Raw genomic sequence first — 21,567 nt, 5'->3', positions numbered from 1 at the left:
TCCCCAAATCTTACCTAGAACTTTGCGCGTGGATCCTGTGGAATTTCTTCCGCGTTCGGGAAGATAAGCAGGAAGCCCGCCAGAAGCGGGTGAAAAGAAATTCCATAGGGCGCACCCCTACTCTTGATTTGGAACGCTATCCTTCCGTTTGGCCCACCTTTCAAAATCCTTGTTGATTATCGGATGGTCATCGAAATAGCCCTTTGCCTTACCTAGACTTTCTTTTTTGACTTTAAAAATCTCAGCTTCCTTTTTCTGTTCATAGTTGACGAAATAGTATCCAAGGTAGCTGAACGCAATGGTGTTCAAGCACATCACTATGTAAATCACTGCAACTTCCCATTTCGGTGTCCATCTTGACTTTTCAATTTTTTTCAGTACCAGTTCCATTCTGTCTTCATAGGAGTCCTTTGTTAGCTTTTGTGCCTTCATGAAATCGTCCAAACGGAACTCCAATTTCGAGGTGTCCGTCTTGACCTTCAGGTTTTTGAATTTCTCTGAAAGTTCTTCCAGTTTCCCAATGGATTTGTTGAACCCTGATATCTCTTGGGTCAGCACTTCCATGATTTCGTCCATTTTTGCCATAGTCCTATATTTCCATTCCGATACCTATGCCATTATCTATAGTCCTTTTGATAACTTGTTTGACTACCTTGGCCGCAATTTTAGCGGCCAGATTTGGCGATACTTGTACCGTATTCCCTAATAGTTTCATGGTGTGATTTTTTGTAATGTTTTGAGAAACCTGTTTATCAAAACCTAATCTCTCGGCGATCCGTCCCATAGACATGGAACGGTGTACATCGCTTCCTTTCAGTTCATGGCCTTGGTATCCGAATCGGAAACCTTGTAACCGATTTGATTTGTTGATACTAGGAATAACTTCAACTTCCCTCTGTTTCATATACTTGATGTACTGGTCAAAATCCTTCAGCCTCATTTCTGATATCACTTTTTCATGGATTTGTTTGATTTCCGCCCGTACTTCCTTGACCTTGTCCAGCTTTTGTTGTTGCACTTCCCTCACTGTCGTAAGCCCCATTTGTCGGGCCACTCTTTCCGCTGCCAGTTGGCTGCGTTTTCCGATAAAATTGTCCTTGTAGGCCTTTCCGTCAAAATTTATCCGGTTCACGTACAAATGGATATGTATATGGCCCTTGTCCCGATGTACGAACGCAATGGCCTGCCGTTCCTGTAATTTCATTTCTTTGACGAATCGTTCTGTTGCTTCCCTTAGTTCTTTTTCCTTTAATTCCCTGCCATCTTCTACGGTAGGACTTAAAACAAAACTTAGCGTATTCTTTTTGCACTTGTGGTTTTGGGATTGGATGACTTTGAACTCCTGGGTGATTTCCTGGGGGTTCTCCCCTGACAAATGTTGGCGATAGACTACTTTAGCATCTTTTTCCTGGTTCCATCCATAGCCCATGGAAGCCCCAGTATGCGATATGGATTTTCCAAGACCTATCATTTCTTGAAACCCAAAAGATGTTTGCGTATCTCGTTTGCCAATTGATCCACCTCGTTGGCCAGTCTCGGATTGCGTTTCCGGAACATATTGCCGATGCGCTTAAAGTTGAGTTCGTACTTGGCCAGCATCTTGTACATTTCGATCTGTTCCTTTGTAAAGCGTTCGATGATCCTCTCCTCAAATGCGGCACGGCGACAATATTCGCTTATGGAAAGTCCACTCTTTTTGGCCTTGACCCTGAGCAGTTTCTTTTCATAAATGGAACATCGAAATTGTACGAACTCCTTTTTCAATTCTAATAGTCCTTTAATCGGAACAAACCATTTTCTAAATAAACTATTCGGAACCCCTTTTTTAAATTACAAGTCGATAGTCCTATCAACAGTTCCGATCTTTTGCGACCACCGGGAGCAAAAGCGAGATTTGTCATGACAATGACACATCTCGAATTCTCACTCAGACGGATTTAAGGAGAAATGTTCCGTTTCTCTCTTTTCTCCCTATCCACATACTTTTTATATTTATTTGGATATAAATTAGTAATGGATTTTGCCATATTATTCTTTTGCATCATCGGGAAATCGTTTGTCGAATTCCCTGTCCAGGTACTCGTCCGATAAATTGGGTTCGCCCATCAGCCAGGCATCGATTATATCCTTGTCGAAGAATTTTTGGCGAATGTGTTTATTACCGCCCATAGGTATCAAACGCAATTGGGTCAGCTTATAGATCTTACTTTTGGAGAGACCCGTATAGGCGACAAGGTCGTCCACGTTCATCACTTTTTTTTGATGGGACAGCAGCCCCTTGATATCCTTTAGGAGAGCTATCATATCGTTTTCCGTTTCCATAGTTTTCGATTTTAAAGAAGCGGCAATGCGGCCCGCTTGTGTTACAAATGTGCGATGCAATGTAAATGGATGAAAGCTGTTGGAAGGGCGAAAAGGGGAAATCTCCCCTAAAAATTTTCAATTATCCCCCAAAAAGTAGAAGAAAGAATCGATTAGTCCCTCGGTTTCTTTCGTCAAAGGATTTTTGTTATACCCTTTTGAGAGGTTTTTGGCGGAAATCAATTCCCCTTTGTTGTAGATTTTTTCGGAGCGTTCAAAAGTGGAGAGATGCAGCCCTTTTTTGAAATTCTTGAATTTTTCCAGTATGTACTTCAGTTCGGCCTGTGTACAGTTGAAATGCAGAACGGATCCATGGTCGTCGAAATCATGGACCAACACGTTATAGAAATCCTCGAACCGGTTCCGGTTCTCATCCAAAAACTCATATCGTGTCAATGCGTTGTATATCCTTCGAAGGATATGCGCGTTGAAATCCATGTTGAAACCGACCAGTTTCATGGAAGCAGTTCTTTGTCGATTTCTCAATTTCTCCTTATAAGCATCCGAAATCAGTATCCCGAATACCGTAATGGCAAATGCGATTATCGGAATCGATGCCAACCAGAGCTTTCCATACTCTTTGTACAGATCGTAGGCCATGTAGAGAAAGAAAAGCCCGAAAAGGATCATCCCGAGTACAAAACCGTTGTTCCTCTTTTTCATAAAGGTGGTATACTCATCGTTGACCTTGGCCTTCCTTTCGTTCAGGGCCACCAGCCAATCCGCGATATGGTCGATAATCTTTTTCAATGCTCCTAACTATTGATTTCAAGATACTTAAAAAGGATTTGTTGTGTCTCCGATAATCGACGGGATGCCGGATTAACTGGATGGATGTATAAAAAAAGTTTTGTGGGAAGGGAGAAGAAAGGTCAAGCGGCCTTTTCGCCGCTTGTACTTTCGCGCGGCCTCGAGGGGGTCGGGCAAACCGAGAGCGGAAAGACTTTCCGGGTGGACCGGCGGAGCGTGTCCGCTTGGGGAGGATTGGAGCGGAAGTGTTGGCCGGCTACCGGAGGGGCTTAGATAAGTAATTGAACCCAAACTCTAGATAACGACTTATTCAGTTAAGAAACATAAATAAAATTTAGAGGAGTATCTGTGATATTTTTTTACGGTTGTACATTAAGGAAGCTTGCTATCATTTTTACTATCAATAATATTTCTTATTAATGTTATCTTGTGGATACGGATAAAAATGACATGAAAGAAGAAGAACTCATAAAATTCAATACGTTTAGAAGACTATGCTTGACTAATGCAGAAGATGCCATTAGAACCGCTGAAGAATTAGAGAATAAAGGTGTAAATCATATTGCGTTTCAACTGCTTGTTTTCAGTCTTGAAGAAATCGGAAAAGTGTTTGTAGGCTGGTATCAATTCAATGCAAAAGAAACTTGGGGAAAAGAAGCCTACAACATTCCTATGGACGACCATATAAAGAAGTTGTTTTGGGCGATTTGGGGCCCTTCGTTTACGAACGAGAAGTTCACATCTCAGCAGATGGAGGAAATCAAAGAGATGGCGTCAAATCTTCATACCAGAAGACTAAGTGTAATGTATACAGAACTTTCTGATACCGTTCCATCATCTGCTAAAATTTCAAATGAGGAATTGGGGACTTATTTGAAAATGACACGTTCAAGACTGGAGCTTGCCAAGCTCGAAGGAGAAGTCGATACAAACCTCAATGATAGTAGTCAAGAAGATATAAAATGGTTTATGGAGACGTCCAACCATCCCGAAAGGCGTAAATTTATTTTCGGGCATCAATCACAAGAAAAACTAATTGAATTAGGCGAGGTCAAAGATTGGTTAAATTGGCTTAAAGAGCATTTTACTAACGAAGAAAAGGAGCTAAAACAAATATTAAAAAGGGAACTGGAAAAATCTGTTGATACTGTTGAGAATAAATTTGAACCCAAATGGAAAATTACAATCAAGGTAGTCTCAAAATCCCATTCCATAAGGCAGAATGTTTTGAACAAGTTCAATTCCAAAAGTGACCAAATAAAGTTTAAAAAAGGCGCAGGCAGTCATACACTTCTAATAGATATAATTTTGGGGAAATCCATTCCAATCCAAGAATTGTGGCATCAGGGTTGGAATACTAGTAATTTAATTGTTGCAGCCTTAAATGTTGGAACGAATGGGTTGTTTTATTGGAATCTACCTAGAAACGTTGATAAATTTTATGAGGGAATAAGGGATTTAGAAAGCAAAAGAAAACTTGAAGCAAAGCTTCATACTAGTTTGGAAATAGACTGGAGCTCCAAACGGCTTTACTTCAAAGAAGACGAAATAGCCCTGACTTTTTTAGTCTTCCGTTATTTCTCGGAAACGTTCAGCTCACAAGAATTTGTTCCGGTAAATCATTTTTTACAGGCGTTGGGTATGTTGGCTAAGACGGATATGCACCTACGGTTGGAACCACAATGCTATTTGAACTTTTATTTAGCATTTAAAGAGGCGATTGTGCTTAATGAGAAAACAAACAAGCAAACCGATATAAAAGAACTTGGTTTCAAACTTATTGGCAATCTTTTAAAAACGAGAGATGAATATGACAGAGTCATGGATATTGGTTCAGAATTAGAAAAAAATAATGGAAAAATTGGGACTACTTTTACACTTACAGAAATCATAGGGATGAAACAATATGCTGGATTGTATTTTGTTACATTAGCCGCTAGAAAAATGTATGGTAATGATTCAATACTAATAACGACGGGTATTGACCAAAAAGATGAACCTACTAATAAACAATTATAACTTGGCAACAATGCCAATAGAAGCAATCAGTTACCTCGTACGTTTATCTACAAAGACTAAGTTACAATCTTAGTCAATTCAATATGAGGAATAATATGAGATAGTAAATTAATCCTCCTTCTCAGGTGATAATCACTTAACAATCCTCCAATTGAACTTTTAAGGGAATCATATTCGTTATCTGCTTTCCCGTCAACCTTGATTTCAAAACTTTCGTCATTTAGTTCTCCTTCGTAAAGGACTACTGATTTATCCTTTTCGTATAAGTACTTCCAGTAGAAAAATACCATTTCAGCTTGGAACCAAATAAAATATCCATGCTTGCTTTCTTCATGGATTGGATATAGTAATTCTACTGTCTTATCCAATATTTCCTGTAGGGATAGTTTTCGACTAACGAGTTTTTCGTAATACCCGCCGTCACCCATTATCTTTAAAAGAATTATATAAATCACACACATTGGGTTTGCATACTGATTAAATTTCAGGGATTTTACAACTATTGAGAATAGACCTAAAATCTTTTCTAATTGTCTTAGAGTGGGAGAGCAAGAATACTGAATCAAATCCAACATGAATATTAAGGCATCCATATCATTTTGAAATTCCCTATGCTTTTGTCTTTCCGCATTGGTATAATATACATGCAGTCCGAAATGCGTTATCAAAGACATAGTGTAATCTTTCACATCGGGTTTAGGCAAGGAGAATTCTAGATCTATAAATCTTCTCAGATACTCATCTGAGTTTATATATTCGCTGCCGTAAACACCTCTTATGGCGTGGCCCAATTGGATTTTATCTATGGATAGAGCAAAAACGACACCTTCAACGCTAAATAGGTGCTTCATTTTTTCCAAAACCTCTACAGCATAGTTTGGCCTACATCTATCCAATTCGTCAATAATGAAAACAATTGGGTTGTCATTGTCGATACTTTGAACAAACTCTGTTAAAACCTCTCTGAATTCTTTTATGCTGTTCTTTTTATCCTCAAAATCATCTAACCCTTTTTGTAAACTTGCAATCGAATATTCCCCTAAACCTTCTGCAATTATTTCAACCGTTTTCTCGCCTGTTATTTTACCCATAGCGTGTTTGAATAATTCTACACCAGTATTTTTAAGAAGCGGTAGAACCTTTTCCAAAACTCTTGCAAAGAGCTTGCCCGAATTCCCTTTGATTTTTTTTAGTTCCGAGAGTATGGCAATAATTACCTCATCTTGAAAATCATTCTCCCATGCATTGAAGTAAATTGTCTCATAAGATTTTTGTTTCAAATAGCCCATCCACATTTTTACAAAGGTGGTTTTTCCTGTACCCCATTCATTGTTTATCGCTAGCACAAAACCTTTTTTATAATTAGCTAATATACTTGTAAGAACGTTGGCGTATTGCTCACGTTGAAGCAAATCATTTTCAAAAGGATTACTCTCTGGATAATCCGGTATTTCTATATGTTGATTTCTTAATTCCATACCTTTAAATTATTACTTATCCTTTGAACATATTTGGTTAGGTTAATTTGCTTATCCACAAATGAGGTTAATAACCTTTCCTACATCTGTAGTGAATAATTCGCAGTTGACTTCAATACATTACCTTTATTCTATCAATTACTACCAAAACTATTTTTAGTAATCGCCCTTCTTTATGGATATTTCTTTAGCTGCTAACTCCGTAGGACCATTACTTGATGTCATAGGAGCCTTACTAATGCTATTTAATTCACAACCAGTTAATTATGATATTCTTTTTCGCGATCGGGAACGGCTTAAAGAATTAAGGGTTGTTGCCAAAAAGAAAAATCAAAGGATAAGGTTTGGGGCGTTTCTTTTATTCTTAGGTTTCATGTTACAATTGATATCTAATTGGCTATAGTCCTTGTCCTTTGAGTTCTTTTCTTGAATAACCCAAAGATTGGTGTATCCACAGTACTCTACAATCCGTAAAATGAATTGTACGTTTTATAATACTTAATTGAAGTCCAGTGTTTATGGCCTTTTCGACTAAATTTTACCCACTTACTTAACAACCTAAACAGAAAATTAAAAAGTACATTTTTTTAAATTATAAATCATTGATTATCAATTTTTTAAAATCATAAAAGTGCGTACTATTCATTTTTCCTCTATTGTACTATTTAATTTACCACACTTAATTGATAGATTTAAAATGAACTAATTTACAGCAGGTACAACAGAGAAAAATTATGGCAGAAACTGACGAAAAGCAAAAGGAGCAAAAAATACAAAGCCTTATAGGCTTTACAACCAATGAGAGAATAGGATTAGGGGCATTACTTGTATTCATTGTTTTCTCCCCTTTAATTTTTACCCAATTTTATTCAGGAATAAGTTTTATCGGTTCGGGTGAAATAGGCGATACAATCGGAGGTATAACGGCACCGTTCGTAAACCTCTTTGCCGCCTACTTAGTTTATAAGTCATTTACTGCTCAGATTAGAGCTAATGCGCAACAAAGAGAAGATCATACTGAGCAAATGGAACAGTTAAAAAGAGAACATAGATTCACCTACATAACTAATCTTTTTAATCTAGTTAAAGATGATTATTATCAAAACAACCGTATAGAAAAAAAGAGCAATTTAGGATATATCTATCATAGAATGATCAGTATAGAGTCTCAAGCAAGCTTTTGTTCAACAAATAAATATTCTCCTTCTAGCACACCATATGACTTAGATTTTATGAAAAGTGAAATTAACAACAGAATTCGAGATCCTTTACAAATTCTGAAATCGCAGCTAACAAACATGGTAGTTTTGACCGAGGAAATTAAAAAATCTAAATTAGACAGAGGAATTAAACATTTTTATCAAAATGAGATTGAAAAAATCCTTTTTGATATGGATTTATGGATACTTTTAAATCCAGCCTTTACAAAAAGGATGGAAGATTTAGAGATTTTTGGAGGTTTTTTATCAAACAGCAGTGGATATTCACATTCAAAGGTTTATGCTGAAGCGATTTCAAAAATGGGCTATAATATCAGAACGCAATTAGACGGGTAGTAGGTGCATTATGGGTCTTATGAGATCAAAAGCTAAACGAGGTATAGGTTAACTTCAATTTAAGATATAAAATTAAAACCTACTTTTCTTTTCAGCTTCATTGTCGCCATCAAATTCTGCATATCCTCCCCTATTTTCTTTTCAATGACCCTGGCATAAATTTGAGTAGTAGAAAGTTTAGTATGCCCCAAAAGCTTAGATACGGTTTCAATCGGTACCCCGTTTGAAAGTGTAATCGCGGTTGCGAAGGTATGCCGAGCAACATGAAAAGTCACTTTTTTACGAATGCCGCAAGCCTTAGCAATATCTTTAAGGGTTCGATTAATCATTGGGTTACTATAAAGAGGCAATAACCTGTTGGTTTGAAGCATCTCTGGCTTGTCTTTATATTTATCGATAATTTCCTTAGCCTTGGGCAATAAGGGAATCTTCAAAGGTTCGTCGGTCTTTGTTCTTTTGGTATAGAGCCAATCATTACCATCGATACCTTTTACCAAATGGCCGGCTTTCAATTCTTGAACATCGATAAAGGAAAGCCCAGTGTAACAGGCAAAAACAAACAAGTCCTTAATATGTTGGGTACTTGGTACTTTGAATGTAGTTTCTTCGATGAGTTGCAACTCCCGCTCTGTTAAAAATTGGCGTTCTACTTTTTCAAACCGCAGTTTGAAATTGACAAAGGGGTCTTTTTCCAACCATTCCAACTTAACGGCCAATCTTGACATCTTTTTTAGCCTTTCCATGTGTTTCATGGTTCCGTTATTGGCACAACCCATTCGAGTGGCCGGTTTGTACTTTCGTATGTATTGTTCGAAATCAACAATAAACCCATAGTTCAGTTTTTTAAGCGGAATATCCTCAACTCCTCTTTCTTCCGCTAAAAACTCTTTGATACAGCGTTCGGTACTATAGTAGTTCTTCATCGTTCCCGGCCTGAGTACGCTGACCATGGTGGTATTATGATAGGCAATCAAATCTAATAAGCTCTTACCTCGATCGTCTTCTTTAAGAAACATGGCCTTTATCGCCGCAGAAGTTATGTCAACCTCCTCTTGTAAAAGTTGCCTATGGGCCTCATGAAGTCCGGTAAAAACTTGGTCCAGATACTTATTTAAGGAGATGACGTACTTTGAAAATCCCTTGCCTCTTTTTCGTTTTTCGTCCCAAAGGGACACCGCCAATTCCCGATTTAGACTAAATTCGGCTCTTTTGGCATCTACAGTGACCCGGGCATAGAGTCTTAACTTCCCTGTCTCCCTGTTGTGCTTTCGTGCAACAAAAACGACTGATAATCTACTGTTTTCTAACATGTTACGTAGCTTTAAGTTAGTGAATAAAATGGTAAAAAACACAGGGCTAAATACCTTCTAAAGCTACTTCAATGTACAAAAAATACTATGGTGATCAATTCCCGATTTGGACACCAGAACGGTGTTTTTATGTGGTTTCATGAGGTTTCATTTGATACCCCTAAAAACATAAAACGTTGCAAATCAAGTGATTTGCAACGTCATGCAACTATATGAAAATAGTTAAGTCGGGGTGGCAGGATTCGAACCTGCGACCTCCTGCTCCCAAAGCAGGCGCGATAACCGGGCTACGCTACACCCCGAGTGGTGTAAATCTCAATATTTCAAATTCCTATTTTCGGAACTACCTTATCTAGTTGAAAACTTGGAATTAAGCAAATCTATCAGCCGAAGTTGGCCTTCTAAATTTAAAAGTCGGCCTTCGCTTTCCATGGCTCAGGCCGACGAAGGCGGAGAGACTGGGACTCGAACCCAGGCGACACTTGCGCGTCGACAGATTAGCAATCTGCTCCGTTACCACTCCGGCACCTCTCCAAAATTTCAATTTACTCGGCGTCTTCCAAAACGCGGATGCAAATGTAATTCTTCAAAGGATGGAACGCAACTATTTTGGTAGTTTTTTACTCGGCTAATCCATACTATTATTCCGGGTATTCCACACGTAGGTGATAGATATTTGTCAACTTTTGTTTGAACACTTTCTTAATTATCTCAATTTCCTTAAAGGTAATATTGGCATTAAGAAATTGATCGGCCTGCATTTGTCCGGCAATTATCTTGTCCACAAACTCATTTATGATGGGAAAGGTAGGGTCTTTTAGGCTTTTTGAGGCTGCCTCTACGGAATCCGCCATCATTATAATGGCAGTTTCCTTGGAAAAAGGTGTGGGACCTGGGTACTTAAAATCATCTTCACGTAGCTCACTGGTCAATTCTTGTTGCTTCTTGAAAAAATAATAGACCAGAGTGGTTCCGTGGTGGGAACGTATAAAGTCGATGACCCTATCGGGTAGATTGTTTTTGCGTGCAATCTCAATCCCATGAATGACATGGTCTATGATGATTTTTGCGCTGTCCTTGGGTGTTAAGTCATGATGAGGATTCACATTGGTCACTTGGTTTTCTGTAAAATACGTAGGATTGTTCATCTTCCCGATATCGTGATATAAGGCCCCTACCCTTACCAACATAGCATTGGCCCCGATTTCGTTAGCAGCTGCTTCGGACAAATTTGCCACCTGCAAGGAATGATGAAATGTACCTGGAGCTTTGTTGGACAATTCTTTTAGCAGGCGCGAATTGGTATCGGACAATTCCAATAAGGAAACGTCGGAAACCAATCCAAATATTTTTTCATAAATGTAGATCAAAGGCTGCACGAAAAGCGTAATCATACCATTTAAAAGGAACAAGCCAAGGGTAAACCAAGCGATATTGTCCAAGTTGCCTTCATGAATAATATGAAAGGCCAGGTAACCAATAATATATATTAAGGTAATCTGGCTTACAGAGATGAACAGATTGGCCCTTTTGTACAATTCCGATACTGTTAATATGGTAACGATGCCGGCGATTGTTTGTAAAAATATGTATTCAAAACTGTTGGGTACCACAAAACCAAGGATGAGCACGGTCAATACATGTGCAAAAAGTCCGAGCCGTGCGTCAAAAAAGGTCTTAAGGATAAGCGGTAAGATGCAAAGTGGAACCACAAAAACATAGGCATCATTATATTTCACCATCAATGTGGTGATAAAGACCATCAGCAGGATATTAAAGAAAATAAAGGTGACCTTGGTATTATTTTCAAAGATGTGCTTTCGATATCTTTTAAGAAAAAGGAATAGCATCATGAGCACCAACGCTACCAAGATGGTATACCCGAAAAGAATAAAATACTGATTGCTGTCTGTCCAAAGTTCGGATTCATACTCCACCTTTAAGGAATCCAAAAGTTGCAAATTCTCCGATTCCACAACCTCTCCCTTGGCAATTATCAATTTCCCTTCATCCACGGTTCCCCTGGTATAGGAGATATTGGAAAGTTCCTCTTCCAAGGCCTTTTGGGAAAGATTTTGATCATAGGATACATTGGGTTTGACTAGGTCGAACAACAGCTCTTGGAAAAAAGGATAAAAGTCCAAAAGGCCTCTATCCTGTAAGACCGATCTGGCCGCTTCTTCAATTCCCTGTATGCGATATAGGTCATTGACATAAATTTGTTTGGCCTCGTTGTTTTTTACCAAATAAATATGACTGCCCGGTCTGTCTTGGTTGGTCTTTTTTTCAATACCGTTTTCATAAAGCTTATTCAAAATTTCCTTCCCTACCTCTCCTAGTGTAGGCAATTGGTCTTCGGTGAACCTTTCCTTGGAAAAAACGTTTTGGAACTGGTCATCATACTCTTCATAGACCGCATCGACAATGGCTTGGTCATACCGGTAGTAATCCAGTTGTTCGTCCTTGATCTGAGCTCTTTCCTGTTCAATTTCAACATCACTTTTTTTGATCGAAAAATCAAATGGTGCATAAAGGTTTTCATACTGCCACGGTTTGCCCTTTTGAAACTCATACTTAAACTTCCCCCCCTTGGGAAAGAAAAAAACAATACAAAATACGGAAAGAAGATATAGAAAATACTTGTATATAAGCGATTGGTTTTTATAGAGTCTATCCAAGAATTTTCGCATGCGGCAAGTATCTATACCAAAAATAGAAAAATATAAATTCATGGTAACTCTTTTGAAAAGGTAAACTATAGTGTTGCACTTTAATTTCTTAATTTCGCAACAGCAAAAAATTCCGGTTATGAAGGAGGTTGTTATAGTATCTGCGGTAAGGACACCTATTGGAAGTTTTATGGGCAGTTTATCTACTGTTGCCGCACCAAAATTAGGAGCCATTGCCATTAAAGGCGCACTCGAAAAAATAAAACTGGATCCTAAACTGATCCAGGAGGTACTTATGGGTAATGTAGTGCAGGCAGGTACCGGCCAGGCACCAGCAAGACAAGCAGCTATTTTTGCCGGCATTCCGGACCATGTTCCCTGTACCACGGTCAACAAGGTTTGCGCCTCTGGCATGAAAGCAATAATGCAGGCAGCACAAGCTATCGCATTGGGCGATGTTTCAATAGCAGTGGCGGGGGGAATGGAGAATATGAGCCTTATTCCCCACTATGTACATATGCGGAATAGCTTAAAATTTGGCCCGGGCACCTTGGTGGACGGAATGCAAAAAGATGGTTTGGTGGACGTATATGACCAGAATGCAATGGGTGTTTGTGCGGATGCTTGCGCTACGGAATACGGATTCAGTAGGGAGGATCAGGATACTTTCGCCATCCAATCCTATGAAAAGTCCGCGGAGGCATGGAAATCCGGCAAATTTGCCGACGAAATAGTTCCGGTTGAAGTGCCCCAACGTAGAGGTGAACCCATTTTGGTCAACGAGGACGAGGAGTACAAGAACGTAAAGATGGAAAAAATTCCGTCTTTAAGACCGGCGTTCTCCAAAGATGGTACTGTAACTGCCGCTAACGCTTCTACCATCAACGATGGGGCGGCGGCCTTGGTATTAATGAGTGCGGAGAAGGCCAAGGAGCTGAATATAGAACCTCTGGCATCGATAAAAGGATATGCAGATGCGGCCCAGGAACCAAAGTGGTTTACAACGGCACCGGCCAAGGCTCTGCCCAAAGCTTTGAGCAAGGCAAACCTAGCTATCGACTATGTTGATTATTTTGAATTTAATGAAGCCTTTGCCGTAGTAGGATTGGCCAACATAAAACTGTTGGGGTTAACCGATGCCAATGTCAATGTCAACGGAGGAGCGGTCTCCCTAGGTCATCCCCTGGGATGTTCGGGGGCCCGGATACTCGTTACCCTGCTCAATATTATGCGACAAAGAAACGGGAAAATTGGTGCCGCAGCCATTTGTAACGGCGGTGGGGGGGCATCCGCAATGATTTTGGAAAGGAAGAATTAATTGACCAGCGCTTAATGCCTATGCAATACGGTATTTGCCACCTTAGTATAGTTGCCGTTAAATCTATGGCCGACGCTACCTCACCCATGATCACCCAATTGTTATATGGTGAACATTTCAAAGTTTTGGAGCAAAGAAAACTATGGAGTAGGATCCGTAATGCTTTCGATGGCTGTGAAGGTTGGGTAAGCAACAATCAAATTTCCCTAATCGATGAAACGGAATTTGAGAAAATTGACACTTTGGACACCCCAAAATATAGCACGGACCTTGTTTCTTATTTAACGTCTGAAAATTCCGTTTTAATTCCCATAGTAATGGGCTCATGTATAGTAAACACCCCCACGCTACCCTATACTTTTGAAGGGGAACATATTGAGGGTAAAATGGAAAAGTACAACATTGTACGTACCGCATTGATGTATCTTAATGCCCCTTATCTTTTAGGGGGCAAAACCCCTTTTGGTCTGGATTGCTCCGGATTCACCCAATTGGTCTACAAGTTATGTGGGTATCAATTGTTCCGAAGTGCCCTTGAACAATCTGGGCAAGGTGATGCCCTAAGTTTTATAGAGGAAAGCGAACCCGGCGACCTAGCCTTTTTTGATAATGCCGAAGGGGAGATTTACCATGTAGGTATCATCATGAAAAACAACTACGTAATTCATGTATACGGTAAGGTTCGCTTGGACAGATTAGATCATACCGGTATATTCAATACTGATACAGGAAATTACACCCATAATCTTAGAGTAATCAAAAAAATTATATAAAAAAAACCCGGACCATATAATCCGGGTTTCTTTATTATAGGAATGTTGGGAATGCTACCTACCTTACTCCCCCAACAATTTCTTGACTCTCATAAAGTTATCATTATCGCCCATGGCGCCATAGATATTCTTTAGCTGTGTTAAAATGCCTTGATTATCAGGATTTGACTTCAAAGCTTCCTCCAAAACCATAGCACCTTGATTGAACAGGCCGTCCTTTTTCTCCTTCAGCTCCTCATAACGTGCAATATCTGCCTTGGAATTTCCCAAGGAATTCATTTCATCTATTAGGCCGTTACCTTCGTTTACATAAGTAGTAGAAAGGTTCAACTGCGCATTGGTGTAACCGGGATTGATTTCCAAAGCCCTTTTATAGGAAGCACGTGCTTCTTCCAAATTGCCTTGTTCCATATTGATTACCCCGATGTTATAATGCAGATCCGGGTTATCAGGGGCCATATCGGCGGCCTCCGCCATAAGCGTCTTGAACATATCCTTGTCTCCCATTTTGAAATAAAGGTTCGCCTCGCTAAGAACAAGGTTTACATCATCCGGATTGTCCGCCCTGGCTTTTTTAAAGGCTTCAACGGCCTTGTCATTTTGCCCTAATTGGGTATAGATCAAAGCGGCATTCTTAACGATTTCGGCTTTTTTTGATGGTGTTTTCTCATCAATAGGATCTTTAAAGGTTCCGGATTTAACCATAAGATCTCGCTGTACCTTATCCATGGCCTCAACTTGACCGGTAGCCACATTGGTTGCCTTGTAAACAACACCACTTCCATCATACCCAATGCTTTGGAGCTCATCATAATACTTTAGGGCCTCTTCATAATGCCCCCCGTTTACCGCGCTACTTGCCGCATAGTAGAGATAAGTGGTATCTTCCGGACTAAGTTTATAGCTCGTATACAATTTTTCTGCAGCTTCCTTGAATTTTTTGTTACCATTGTCCTCAACAGCAGAGTTTACCAAATCTGCGGAAAGTTTTTTCAACCGTTGCCTAGTCTCATTGGTGTACTTGAGTTTTTTGCTTTCGGTTTCTACATCAATGACCTTTTGAAAGGAAGAGGCCGCTTCATCAATGGCACTATTATCTCCTTTTTCGAAAAGATCTGCAAAAGTTTTTCCCCTCAAAAAATAATATTGGGCCTGTACCTTTGCATCTGTTCCGGAAATCATTCCGGAAATACCATCCAAGGCAGTTTTTGCGGCGACCGCATCGCCGCCCTTTAAGGCCTTCTCGGCAGTCTTTAACTCGCCCTTCTGGGCAAATCCGACCAATGCAAATGACATGGCCGCCATCAATATAATCTTAGTTTTCATTTTTGAATTAATTAAATTATTAGTGTTTATTGATTATTCCTCTTTTGATTCTTCGGAGCTTTCATTATCAAGAGCCGTGCCATCTTCTGTATTTACCTCAATATCAAGGATATCCGTATCATCCAATTCATCCTCATCCTTCATAACCTTGGCAACCGCCGCTATGGAGTCGTTATCTTTAAGATTAATTAGCTTAACACCTTGTGTGGCCCTTCCCATTACCCTTAAATCCTCAACACCCATTCTAATGGCAATACCCGATTTATTAATAATCATCAGGTCATCCGAATCGGAAACGTTTTTGATGGCCACTAGGCCTCCTGTCTTTTCCGTAATGGAGATGGTTTTTACCCCTTTTCCTCCCCTATTGGTAATCCGATAGTCATCGATACTTGATCGTTTTCCGTAGCCGTTCTCAGAAACCACCAAGATATCCTCATCAAAATTGTGTACCGAAACCATACCGATTACCTCATCGTTATCATCGGCCAGGGTAATACCCCTTACCCCTGAGGCATTTCTACCCATGGGTCTGGTCTTACTCTCCTCGAACCGTATGGCCTTACCGGACTTTAGGCCCAATAGTATTTGACTGGTCCCCGTGGTGAGCTTGGCTTCCAAAAGCTCATCGCCCTCCCGTATACCAATGGCATTGATTCCATTTTGTCTGGGTCGGGAATATTGCTCCAGGGAGGTCTTTTTTACGACACCTTTTTTGGTGGCCATTATCACATAATGACTATTGACGTAGTCCTCATCCTTAAGGTCCCTAGTACAAATGAATGCCTTTACATTGTCATCTTGTTCTATGTTGATAAGATTTTGTATCGCCCTTCCCTTGGAAGTTCTACTTCCTTCCGGTATTTCATAGACCCGCATCCAAAAACATTTTCCTTTTTGGGTAAAGAACAACATATATTGATGGTTGGTCCCGACAAAGAGATATTCAAGAAAATCCTCGTTTCTTGTGGAGGATGCCTTTTGGCCGACCCCACCTCTATTTTGGGTTTTGTACTCGGTCAATGGAGTTCTTTTGATATAACCGGCATGTGAAATGGTGATGACCACTTGTTCGTCCGGAATCATATCCTCTATGCTCAGGTCACCCCCGGCAAAATTGATTTCAGACCTTCTGGCATCACCGTATTTCTCGTTTACCTCCAAAAGCTCCTCCTTGATGATCTGCATCCTCCGTTCCTTTTTGTCAAGGATGTCCTTGAGGTCGGCGATGGTCTTGATTACCTCATCGTATTCCGAGCGCAACTTATCCTGCTCCAAACCGGTAAGCTGGCGCAAACGCATTTCAACAATAGCCTTGGATTGAATTTCGGTCAATTTAAACCGTTCCATCAAATTTTCACGGGCTTCATCCGCATTGGAAGAACCTCGAATAATGGCGATGACCTCGTCTATATTGTCCGAGGCTATGATAAGGCCTTCCAGAATATGGGCCCTATCTTCCGCTTTTTTAAGCTCAAACTTTGTGCGCCTTACGACTACCTCATGCCTGTGCTCCACAAAATGATGAATCATTTCCTTGATGTTCAGCAATTGTGGCCGCCCTTTTACAAGGGCTATATTGTTTACACTAAAGGAGGACTGTAGTGCCGTATATTTGTAAAGTGTGTTCAGTACAATATTAGGAATGGCATCGCGCTTTAGAATGTACACGATACGCATACCTTTTCTATCGGATTCGTCCCGTATACTGGAAATACCGTCAATTTTCTTTTCATTGATCAAATCGGCGGTTTTCTTGATCATATCCGCCTTGTTCACCTGAAATGGAATTTCGGTAACCACGATGCATTCTCTACCTTGGACCTCCTCAATATTGGCTTTTGCACGAATCTTTACCCTTCCCCTACCTGTATGAAAGGCTTCCTTTACGCCATCATAACCGTAGATGATGCCACCAGTAGGGAAATCAGGTGCCTTGATATGGGTGATGAGTTCATCAATTTCTATTTCCGGATTGTCTATAAAGGCAACCGTACCTTCCACTACCTCGGAAAGATTATGGGGGGGCATATTGGTAGCCATTCCCACGGCTATCCCGGAAGCTCCGTTAACCAATAAATTAGGAACTCGAGTGGGCAATACGGTCGGCTCCTCAAGGGAGTCGTCAAAATTAAGTTGGTGGTCTACGGTATCCTTATCGATATCCGCCAACATCTCGTCTGCTATTTTACGCATTCGCGCTTCTGTATACCGCATTGCAGCAGGACTATCCCCATCTATGGAACCAAAATTTCCTTGACCATCCACCAACATATAGCGCAGACTCCACTCTTGTGCCATCCGAACCATGGTGTCATAAACCGAGGTATCCCCGTGCGGGTGATATTTACCCAAAACCTCCCCGACAATACGGGCGGATTTTTTATGGGCACTATTCGATCTGACCCCCAATTCGTGCATGCCGTACAAAACCCTTCGGTGTACCGGTTTTAGGCCGTCCCTGACATCAGGTAATGCACGTGACACAATGACCGACATTGAGTAATCAATGTAGGCAGATTTCATTTCGTCCTCAATGTTGATAGGAATCAATTTTTCTCCTTCAGCCATTATAAAAATCTTGTTCTTTTAGTTCATTAAAAAAGCATGCCAATATACGGAAAATAGAGGCTTTTAAAGCATATTCAGAGTACTTTATTCAATAATTTATTAACACTTTGACACCCCGTTTTCGTTGATAATTCCACTGTTAATTATTTTGTAAATCAATGCTTTTTTCGTCATTTAGGACTAGTTTATCGAATATAGGTACGGTATTTGTCCGAGATAAGGCTAGATTTACTAATTTTATAGATGAAAGGAAATTTCTATGGATGACAATTTTTCACCTAGGGTCAAGGACGTGATCGCCTACAGCAAAGAGGAAGCACTGAGACTCGGACATGACTTTATTGGTACCGAACATTTGATGTTGGGACTTTTGCGGGACGGCAATGGAAAAGCAATAAGCATATTGGATGCCCTTGATGTGGATTTGGACCATCTCCGACGAAAAGTGGAGATTCTGAGCCCTTCCAACCCAAACCCTAGCGGCATACAAAAAGACAAGAAAAACCTGCATTTGACCAGACAGGCGGAGCGTGCCTTAAAGACAACATTTCTTGAAGCCAAACTCTTTCAAAGTTCCTCCATAAACACGGCGCATTTGTTGCTGTGCATTTTACGTAACGAAAATGACCCGACCACTAAGCTTTTACATAAGTTAAAGGTAGATTATGACGGTGTTAAGGAACAATTCAAGTTTATGATCACCAGCGATGATGATATTGTGGATGCTCCTACCTCGGAATCGTTTCCAAGCGATTCCGATGACGCTACTGAAGGAAAGGAAAGTACTTTTGGAACCTCTTCGGGTCAAAAAGGCAACAAAAAATCCAAAACCCCGGTTCTGGATAATTTTGGAAGGGACCTTACCAGATTGGCAGAGGAAAATCGGCTTGATCCTGTTGTTGGCAGGGAAAAGGAAATAGAGCGCGTGTCCCAGATTTTGAGTAGGCGTAAGAAGAACAATCCCCTTTTGATAGGGGAACCGGGAGTAGGGAAAAGTGCCATTGCCGAAGGTCTGGCACTGCGCATCATAAATAAGAAAGTATCTCGGATACTGTATAACAAACGGGTAGTGACTTTGGATCTGGCGTCGCTTGTAGCCGGCACAAAATATCGGGGCCAATTCGAAGAGCGCATGAAGGCTGTAATGAACGAGCTTGAAAAGAATGACGATGTTATCCTTTTTATAGACGAGATTCACACGATAGTCGGTGCTGGTGGGGCGACCGGAAGTTTGGATGCCTCCAATATGTTTAAACCGGCACTTGCCCGGGGAGAGATTCAATGTATCGGCGCCACTACTCTGGACGAATACAGACAGTATATTGAAAAGGACGGAGCACTCGAAAGACGTTTCCAGAAGGTTATCGTTGAACCTACTTCGGTTGAGGAAACCATTGAGATTCTTCAGAATATTAAAGGGAAGTACGAAGACCACCACAATGTGGAATATACGAATGAAGCCATTGTTGCCTGTGTTAAATTGACCAATCGATATATGACGGATAGGTTTCTTCCAGACAAGGCCATAGATGCCATGGATGAAGCAGGTTCCCGTGTGCATATCGTAAATATGGATGTTCCCAAGCAAATCCTGGAATTGGAAAAACAATTGGAGGACGTACGCGAGCTTAAAAATAGTGTGGTCAAAAAACAAAAGTATGAAGAGGCCGCCAAACTAAGGGATGACGAAAAGCGTTTGGAAAAAGATTTGGCTTCAGCTCAGGAAAAATGGGAAGAAGACAGCAAGCAGCATAAAGAAACGGTGACCGAGGACAATGTAGCTGATGTGGTTTCCATGATGAGCGGTATCCCCGTAAATAGAATAGCCCAAACGGAAAGTAATAAGTTGGCGGAGTTGCCTGAATTGATAAAAGCCAATGTAATCGGTCAGGATGAAGCCGTGGCGAAAGTGGCCAAGGCCATCCAGAGAAACAGGGCCGGACTTAAGGATCCCAACAAACCTATAGGTTCCTTTATCTTCCTGGGACAGACCGGGGTAGGAAAAACCCAATTGGCCAAGGTATTGGCCAAGGAATTGTTCGATTCCGAGGACGCGCTTATTCGTATAGACATGAGCGAATACATGGAAAAATTCGCTATTTCTCGATTGGTCGGGGCACCCCCGGGATATGTTGGTTACGAAGAAGGTGGACAGCTTACGGAGAAGGTTCGAAGAAAGCCATATTCCGTAATCTTATTGGACGAGGTGGAAAAAGCCCATCCAGATGTATTCAACATGCTTTTGCAAGTTTTGGATGATGGTTACCTTACCGATAGTCTAGGGCGAAAAATAGATTTCAGGAATACCATTATTATCATGACATCCAATATTGGTGCCAGGCAGTTGAAGGATTTTGGACAGGGCGTAGGTTTTGGAACCGCTGCAAAAAAAGCCCAAGAGGACAGCCATCATAAAAGTGTGATAGAAAGTGCTCTAAAAAAAGCCTTTGCCCCCGAGTTTCTGAACCGTATAGATGATGTTATCGTGTTTAATCCTTTGGAGCGTGAACATATTCACAAGATTATAGACATTGAGCTGGATAAGTTGTTCGCAAGAATAAAGGATATTGGCTACAATCTCAAACTTACGGTAAAGGCTAAGGACTATATCGCGGAAAAAGGATTTGACAAACAATATGGGGCCAGGCCGCTAAAGAGAGCCATCCAAAAGTATATTGAGGATGCCCTGGCCGAGGAAATTGTCAACTCCAAATTGGAAGAGGGAGACAGCATTCAGATGGATTTGGACAAAAAGAATGATGAACTTACTATAACCATCAAAAAGGCCGAGAAATCTTCCAATACCTAAGGAATATATCAATGAATTTTAAAAAAGGGAGCCATATGAATATGGCTCCCTTTTTTATATCCCTGGATGAAGTGTGTAGGAAATAAAATACGTGAAATACTGCCGAAAAGCAATATAAACGATATTTAAGCCTTTAATCTAATTTTTTATATAAAATCTGGGCATACATCTACTTTCGTTCCAGACACTATTAAATATATGAAATGAAAGTGGGACAGCCAAAGAAGACAGTGATTGTCAGAGAATATCAATTGGAGATTGGAAAAGTGCAGGTGTACGATAATTATATGGTATCCATTTTTGAAGAGGGATCAACACTGACACTGGAACGTGCCTATCAAATTATTGGAATATCAGAAATTCATTTTAGGGGTAAAAATTTTGGTTTTATCAGTCTTCGGAAGCATTCCTATGCCATTGACCCTACTATTTACAACTACTTGAGGGAATTGGAGAACCTAAAGGCCTTTGCCATAGTTTCAGTAAAGGAAGTTGATATGCACAACTTTAAGATAGAAAAACTATTCTATAAAAAACCCATGAAGTTCTTTATAGAGTTCGACAACGCCTTGACCTGGGTTAAGCAAAGAGTAAAAGCAAAGTAGACCCGCCATACAATTGTAAGCA

General features: G+C 40.4%; 16 protein-coding genes and 2 tRNA genes. 6 read left to right on the top strand and 12 right to left on the bottom strand.

Annotated features, from left to right (window positions below; genetic code table 11):
• Window positions 1-117: 117 nt before the first annotated feature.
• From Q0993_RS00890 to Q0993_RS00870, 5 genes are all read right to left on the bottom strand, one after another.
• Window positions 118-585 (bottom strand): DUF6730 family protein, encoded by a 468-nt coding sequence (locus Q0993_RS00890; protein WP_299528848.1) that lies wholly within the window; start codon window positions 583-585, stop codon window positions 118-120.
• A gap of 4 nt (window positions 586-589) precedes the next feature.
• Entirely contained in the window at window positions 590-1,471 is an 882-nt protein-coding gene (locus tag Q0993_RS00885) for a relaxase/mobilization nuclease domain-containing protein (protein ID WP_299528845.1), read from the bottom strand.
• Complete coding sequence (mbpA, locus tag Q0993_RS00880; RefSeq protein WP_299528843.1) at window positions 1,468-1,764, bottom strand: mobilization protein MbpA; 297 nt, start codon at window positions 1,762-1,764, stop codon at window positions 1,468-1,470. Before mbpA ends, Q0993_RS00885 begins: the two co-directional genes overlap by 4 nt.
• A 264-nt stretch (window positions 1,765-2,028) precedes the next feature.
• The gene (locus Q0993_RS00875) at window positions 2,029-2,322 is read right to left on the bottom strand and encodes a helix-turn-helix domain-containing protein (protein WP_299528841.1); all 294 of its coding nucleotides are present in this window, start codon (window positions 2,320-2,322) and stop codon (window positions 2,029-2,031) included.
• 117 nt (window positions 2,323-2,439) lie between these two features.
• Entirely contained in the window at window positions 2,440-3,111 is a 672-nt protein-coding gene (locus Q0993_RS00870; protein WP_299528838.1) for a DUF6617 family protein, read from the bottom strand.
• 450 nt (window positions 3,112-3,561) lie between these two features.
• Between Q0993_RS00870 and Q0993_RS00865 the strand changes: the two genes are divergently transcribed.
• Window positions 3,562-5,130 (top strand): AbiV family abortive infection protein, encoded by a 1,569-nt coding sequence (locus Q0993_RS00865; RefSeq protein WP_299528835.1) that lies wholly within the window; start codon window positions 3,562-3,564, stop codon window positions 5,128-5,130.
• Between the two features lie 56 nt (window positions 5,131-5,186).
• On the opposite strand, the gene Q0993_RS00860 is transcribed toward Q0993_RS00865, so the two are convergent.
• Window positions 5,187-6,608: a P-loop NTPase fold protein gene (locus Q0993_RS00860; RefSeq protein ID WP_299528833.1), complete on the bottom strand. Its 1,422-nt coding sequence runs from the start codon at window positions 6,606-6,608 to the stop codon at window positions 5,187-5,189.
• 734 nt (window positions 6,609-7,342) lie between these two features.
• On the opposite strand from Q0993_RS00860, the gene Q0993_RS00855 reads away from it, so the two are divergent.
• Window positions 7,343-8,164, top strand: coding sequence for a hypothetical protein (locus tag Q0993_RS00855; protein ID WP_299528831.1), 822 nt, complete (start codon window positions 7,343-7,345; stop codon window positions 8,162-8,164).
• A gap of 59 nt (window positions 8,165-8,223) precedes the next feature.
• Here Q0993_RS00855 and Q0993_RS00850 read toward each other — a convergent pair whose 3' ends face one another.
• The 4 genes from Q0993_RS00850 to Q0993_RS00835 all read right to left on the bottom strand — a co-directional run bounded on the left by Q0993_RS00850 (window position 8,224) and on the right by Q0993_RS00835 (window position 12,164).
• Window positions 8,224-9,474: a site-specific integrase gene (locus Q0993_RS00850; RefSeq protein ID WP_299528829.1), complete on the bottom strand. Its 1,251-nt coding sequence runs from the start codon at window positions 9,472-9,474 to the stop codon at window positions 8,224-8,226.
• A gap of 227 nt (window positions 9,475-9,701) precedes the next feature.
• Window positions 9,702-9,776 (bottom strand) — tRNA-Pro (locus Q0993_RS00845).
• A 148-nt stretch (window positions 9,777-9,924) separates the two neighbouring features.
• Window positions 9,925-10,008, bottom strand: a tRNA-Ser gene (locus tag Q0993_RS00840).
• A 107-nt stretch (window positions 10,009-10,115) separates the two neighbouring features.
• Entirely contained in the window at window positions 10,116-12,164 is a 2,049-nt protein-coding gene (locus Q0993_RS00835) for an HDIG domain-containing metalloprotein (RefSeq protein ID WP_299528900.1), read from the bottom strand.
• A gap of 118 nt (window positions 12,165-12,282) precedes the next feature.
• On the opposite strand from Q0993_RS00835, the gene Q0993_RS00830 reads away from it, so the two are divergent.
• Window positions 12,283-13,461 (top strand): acetyl-CoA C-acyltransferase, encoded by a 1,179-nt coding sequence (locus Q0993_RS00830; protein WP_299528827.1) that lies wholly within the window; start codon window positions 12,283-12,285, stop codon window positions 13,459-13,461.
• A gap of 65 nt (window positions 13,462-13,526) precedes the next feature.
• Window positions 13,527-14,234 carry an NlpC/P60 family protein gene (locus tag Q0993_RS00825; protein ID WP_367279574.1) on the top strand — a complete coding sequence of 236 codons (708 nt, stop codon included), beginning with the start codon at window positions 13,527-13,529 and terminating at the stop codon, window positions 14,232-14,234.
• A 63-nt stretch (window positions 14,235-14,297) separates the two neighbouring features.
• Here Q0993_RS00825 and Q0993_RS00820 read toward each other — a convergent pair whose 3' ends face one another.
• Window positions 14,298-15,560 carry a tetratricopeptide repeat protein gene (locus Q0993_RS00820; RefSeq protein ID WP_299528823.1) on the bottom strand — a complete coding sequence of 421 codons (1,263 nt, stop codon included), beginning with the start codon at window positions 15,558-15,560 and terminating at the stop codon, window positions 14,298-14,300.
• A gap of 33 nt (window positions 15,561-15,593) precedes the next feature.
• Window positions 15,594-18,131: a DNA gyrase subunit A gene (gene gyrA / locus Q0993_RS00815; protein WP_299528821.1), complete on the bottom strand. Its 2,538-nt coding sequence runs from the start codon at window positions 18,129-18,131 to the stop codon at window positions 15,594-15,596.
• Between the two features lie 259 nt (window positions 18,132-18,390).
• Here gyrA and Q0993_RS00810 point away from each other — a divergent pair, with 259 nt between their 5' ends.
• Together Q0993_RS00810 and Q0993_RS00805 are read left to right on the top strand one after the other, a co-directional pair.
• The gene (locus Q0993_RS00810; RefSeq protein ID WP_299528819.1) at window positions 18,391-20,940 is read left to right on the top strand and encodes an ATP-dependent Clp protease ATP-binding subunit; all 2,550 of its coding nucleotides are present in this window, start codon (window positions 18,391-18,393) and stop codon (window positions 20,938-20,940) included.
• A 203-nt stretch (window positions 20,941-21,143) separates the two neighbouring features.
• Window positions 21,144-21,545 (top strand): STAS/SEC14 domain-containing protein, encoded by a 402-nt coding sequence (locus Q0993_RS00805; RefSeq protein ID WP_299528817.1) that lies wholly within the window; start codon window positions 21,144-21,146, stop codon window positions 21,543-21,545.
• Window positions 21,546-21,567 lie beyond the last annotated feature (22 nt).

The sequence above is a fragment of the Ulvibacterium sp. genome, from assembly GCF_028285715.1.
GTDB lineage: Bacteria > Bacteroidota > Bacteroidia > Flavobacteriales > Flavobacteriaceae > Ulvibacterium.
Note: the sequence above shows the minus strand (reverse complement) of the source record. Positions and strands in the feature narration are given on the sequence as shown.

What these genes read in the sequence shown, in the direction of transcription:
- Q0993_RS00890 (WP_299528848.1), bottom strand. Translation starts at nt 585, where the DNA reads ATGGCAAAAATGGACGAAATCATGGAAGTGCTGACCCAAGAGATATCA.
- Q0993_RS00885 (WP_299528845.1), bottom strand. Translation starts at nt 1,471, where the DNA reads ATGATAGGTCTTGGAAAATCCATATCGCATACTGGGGCTTCCATGGGC.
- Q0993_RS00875 (WP_299528841.1), bottom strand. Translation starts at nt 2,322, where the DNA reads ATGGAAACGGAAAACGATATGATAGCTCTCCTAAAGGATATCAAGGGG.
- Q0993_RS00865 (WP_299528835.1), top strand. Translation starts at nt 3,562, where the DNA reads ATGAAAGAAGAAGAACTCATAAAATTCAATACGTTTAGAAGACTATGC.
- Q0993_RS00860 (WP_299528833.1), bottom strand. Translation starts at nt 6,608, where the DNA reads ATGGAATTAAGAAATCAACATATAGAAATACCGGATTATCCAGAGAGT.
- Q0993_RS00855 (WP_299528831.1), top strand. Translation starts at nt 7,343, where the DNA reads ATGGCAGAAACTGACGAAAAGCAAAAGGAGCAAAAAATACAAAGCCTT.
- Q0993_RS00850 (WP_299528829.1), bottom strand. Translation starts at nt 9,474, where the DNA reads ATGTTAGAAAACAGTAGATTATCAGTCGTTTTTGTTGCACGAAAGCAC.
- Q0993_RS00835 (WP_299528900.1), bottom strand. Translation starts at nt 12,164, where the DNA reads ATGCGAAAATTCTTGGATAGACTCTATAAAAACCAATCGCTTATATAC.
- Q0993_RS00830 (WP_299528827.1), top strand. Translation starts at nt 12,283, where the DNA reads ATGAAGGAGGTTGTTATAGTATCTGCGGTAAGGACACCTATTGGAAGT.
- Q0993_RS00825 (WP_367279574.1), top strand. Translation starts at nt 13,527, where the DNA reads ATGGCCGACGCTACCTCACCCATGATCACCCAATTGTTATATGGTGAA.
- Q0993_RS00820 (WP_299528823.1), bottom strand. Translation starts at nt 15,560, where the DNA reads ATGAAAACTAAGATTATATTGATGGCGGCCATGTCATTTGCATTGGTC.
- gyrA (WP_299528821.1), bottom strand. Translation starts at nt 18,131, where the DNA reads ATGGCTGAAGGAGAAAAATTGATTCCTATCAACATTGAGGACGAAATG.
- Q0993_RS00810 (WP_299528819.1), top strand. Translation starts at nt 18,391, where the DNA reads ATGGATGACAATTTTTCACCTAGGGTCAAGGACGTGATCGCCTACAGC.
- Q0993_RS00805 (WP_299528817.1), top strand. Translation starts at nt 21,144, where the DNA reads ATGAAAGTGGGACAGCCAAAGAAGACAGTGATTGTCAGAGAATATCAA.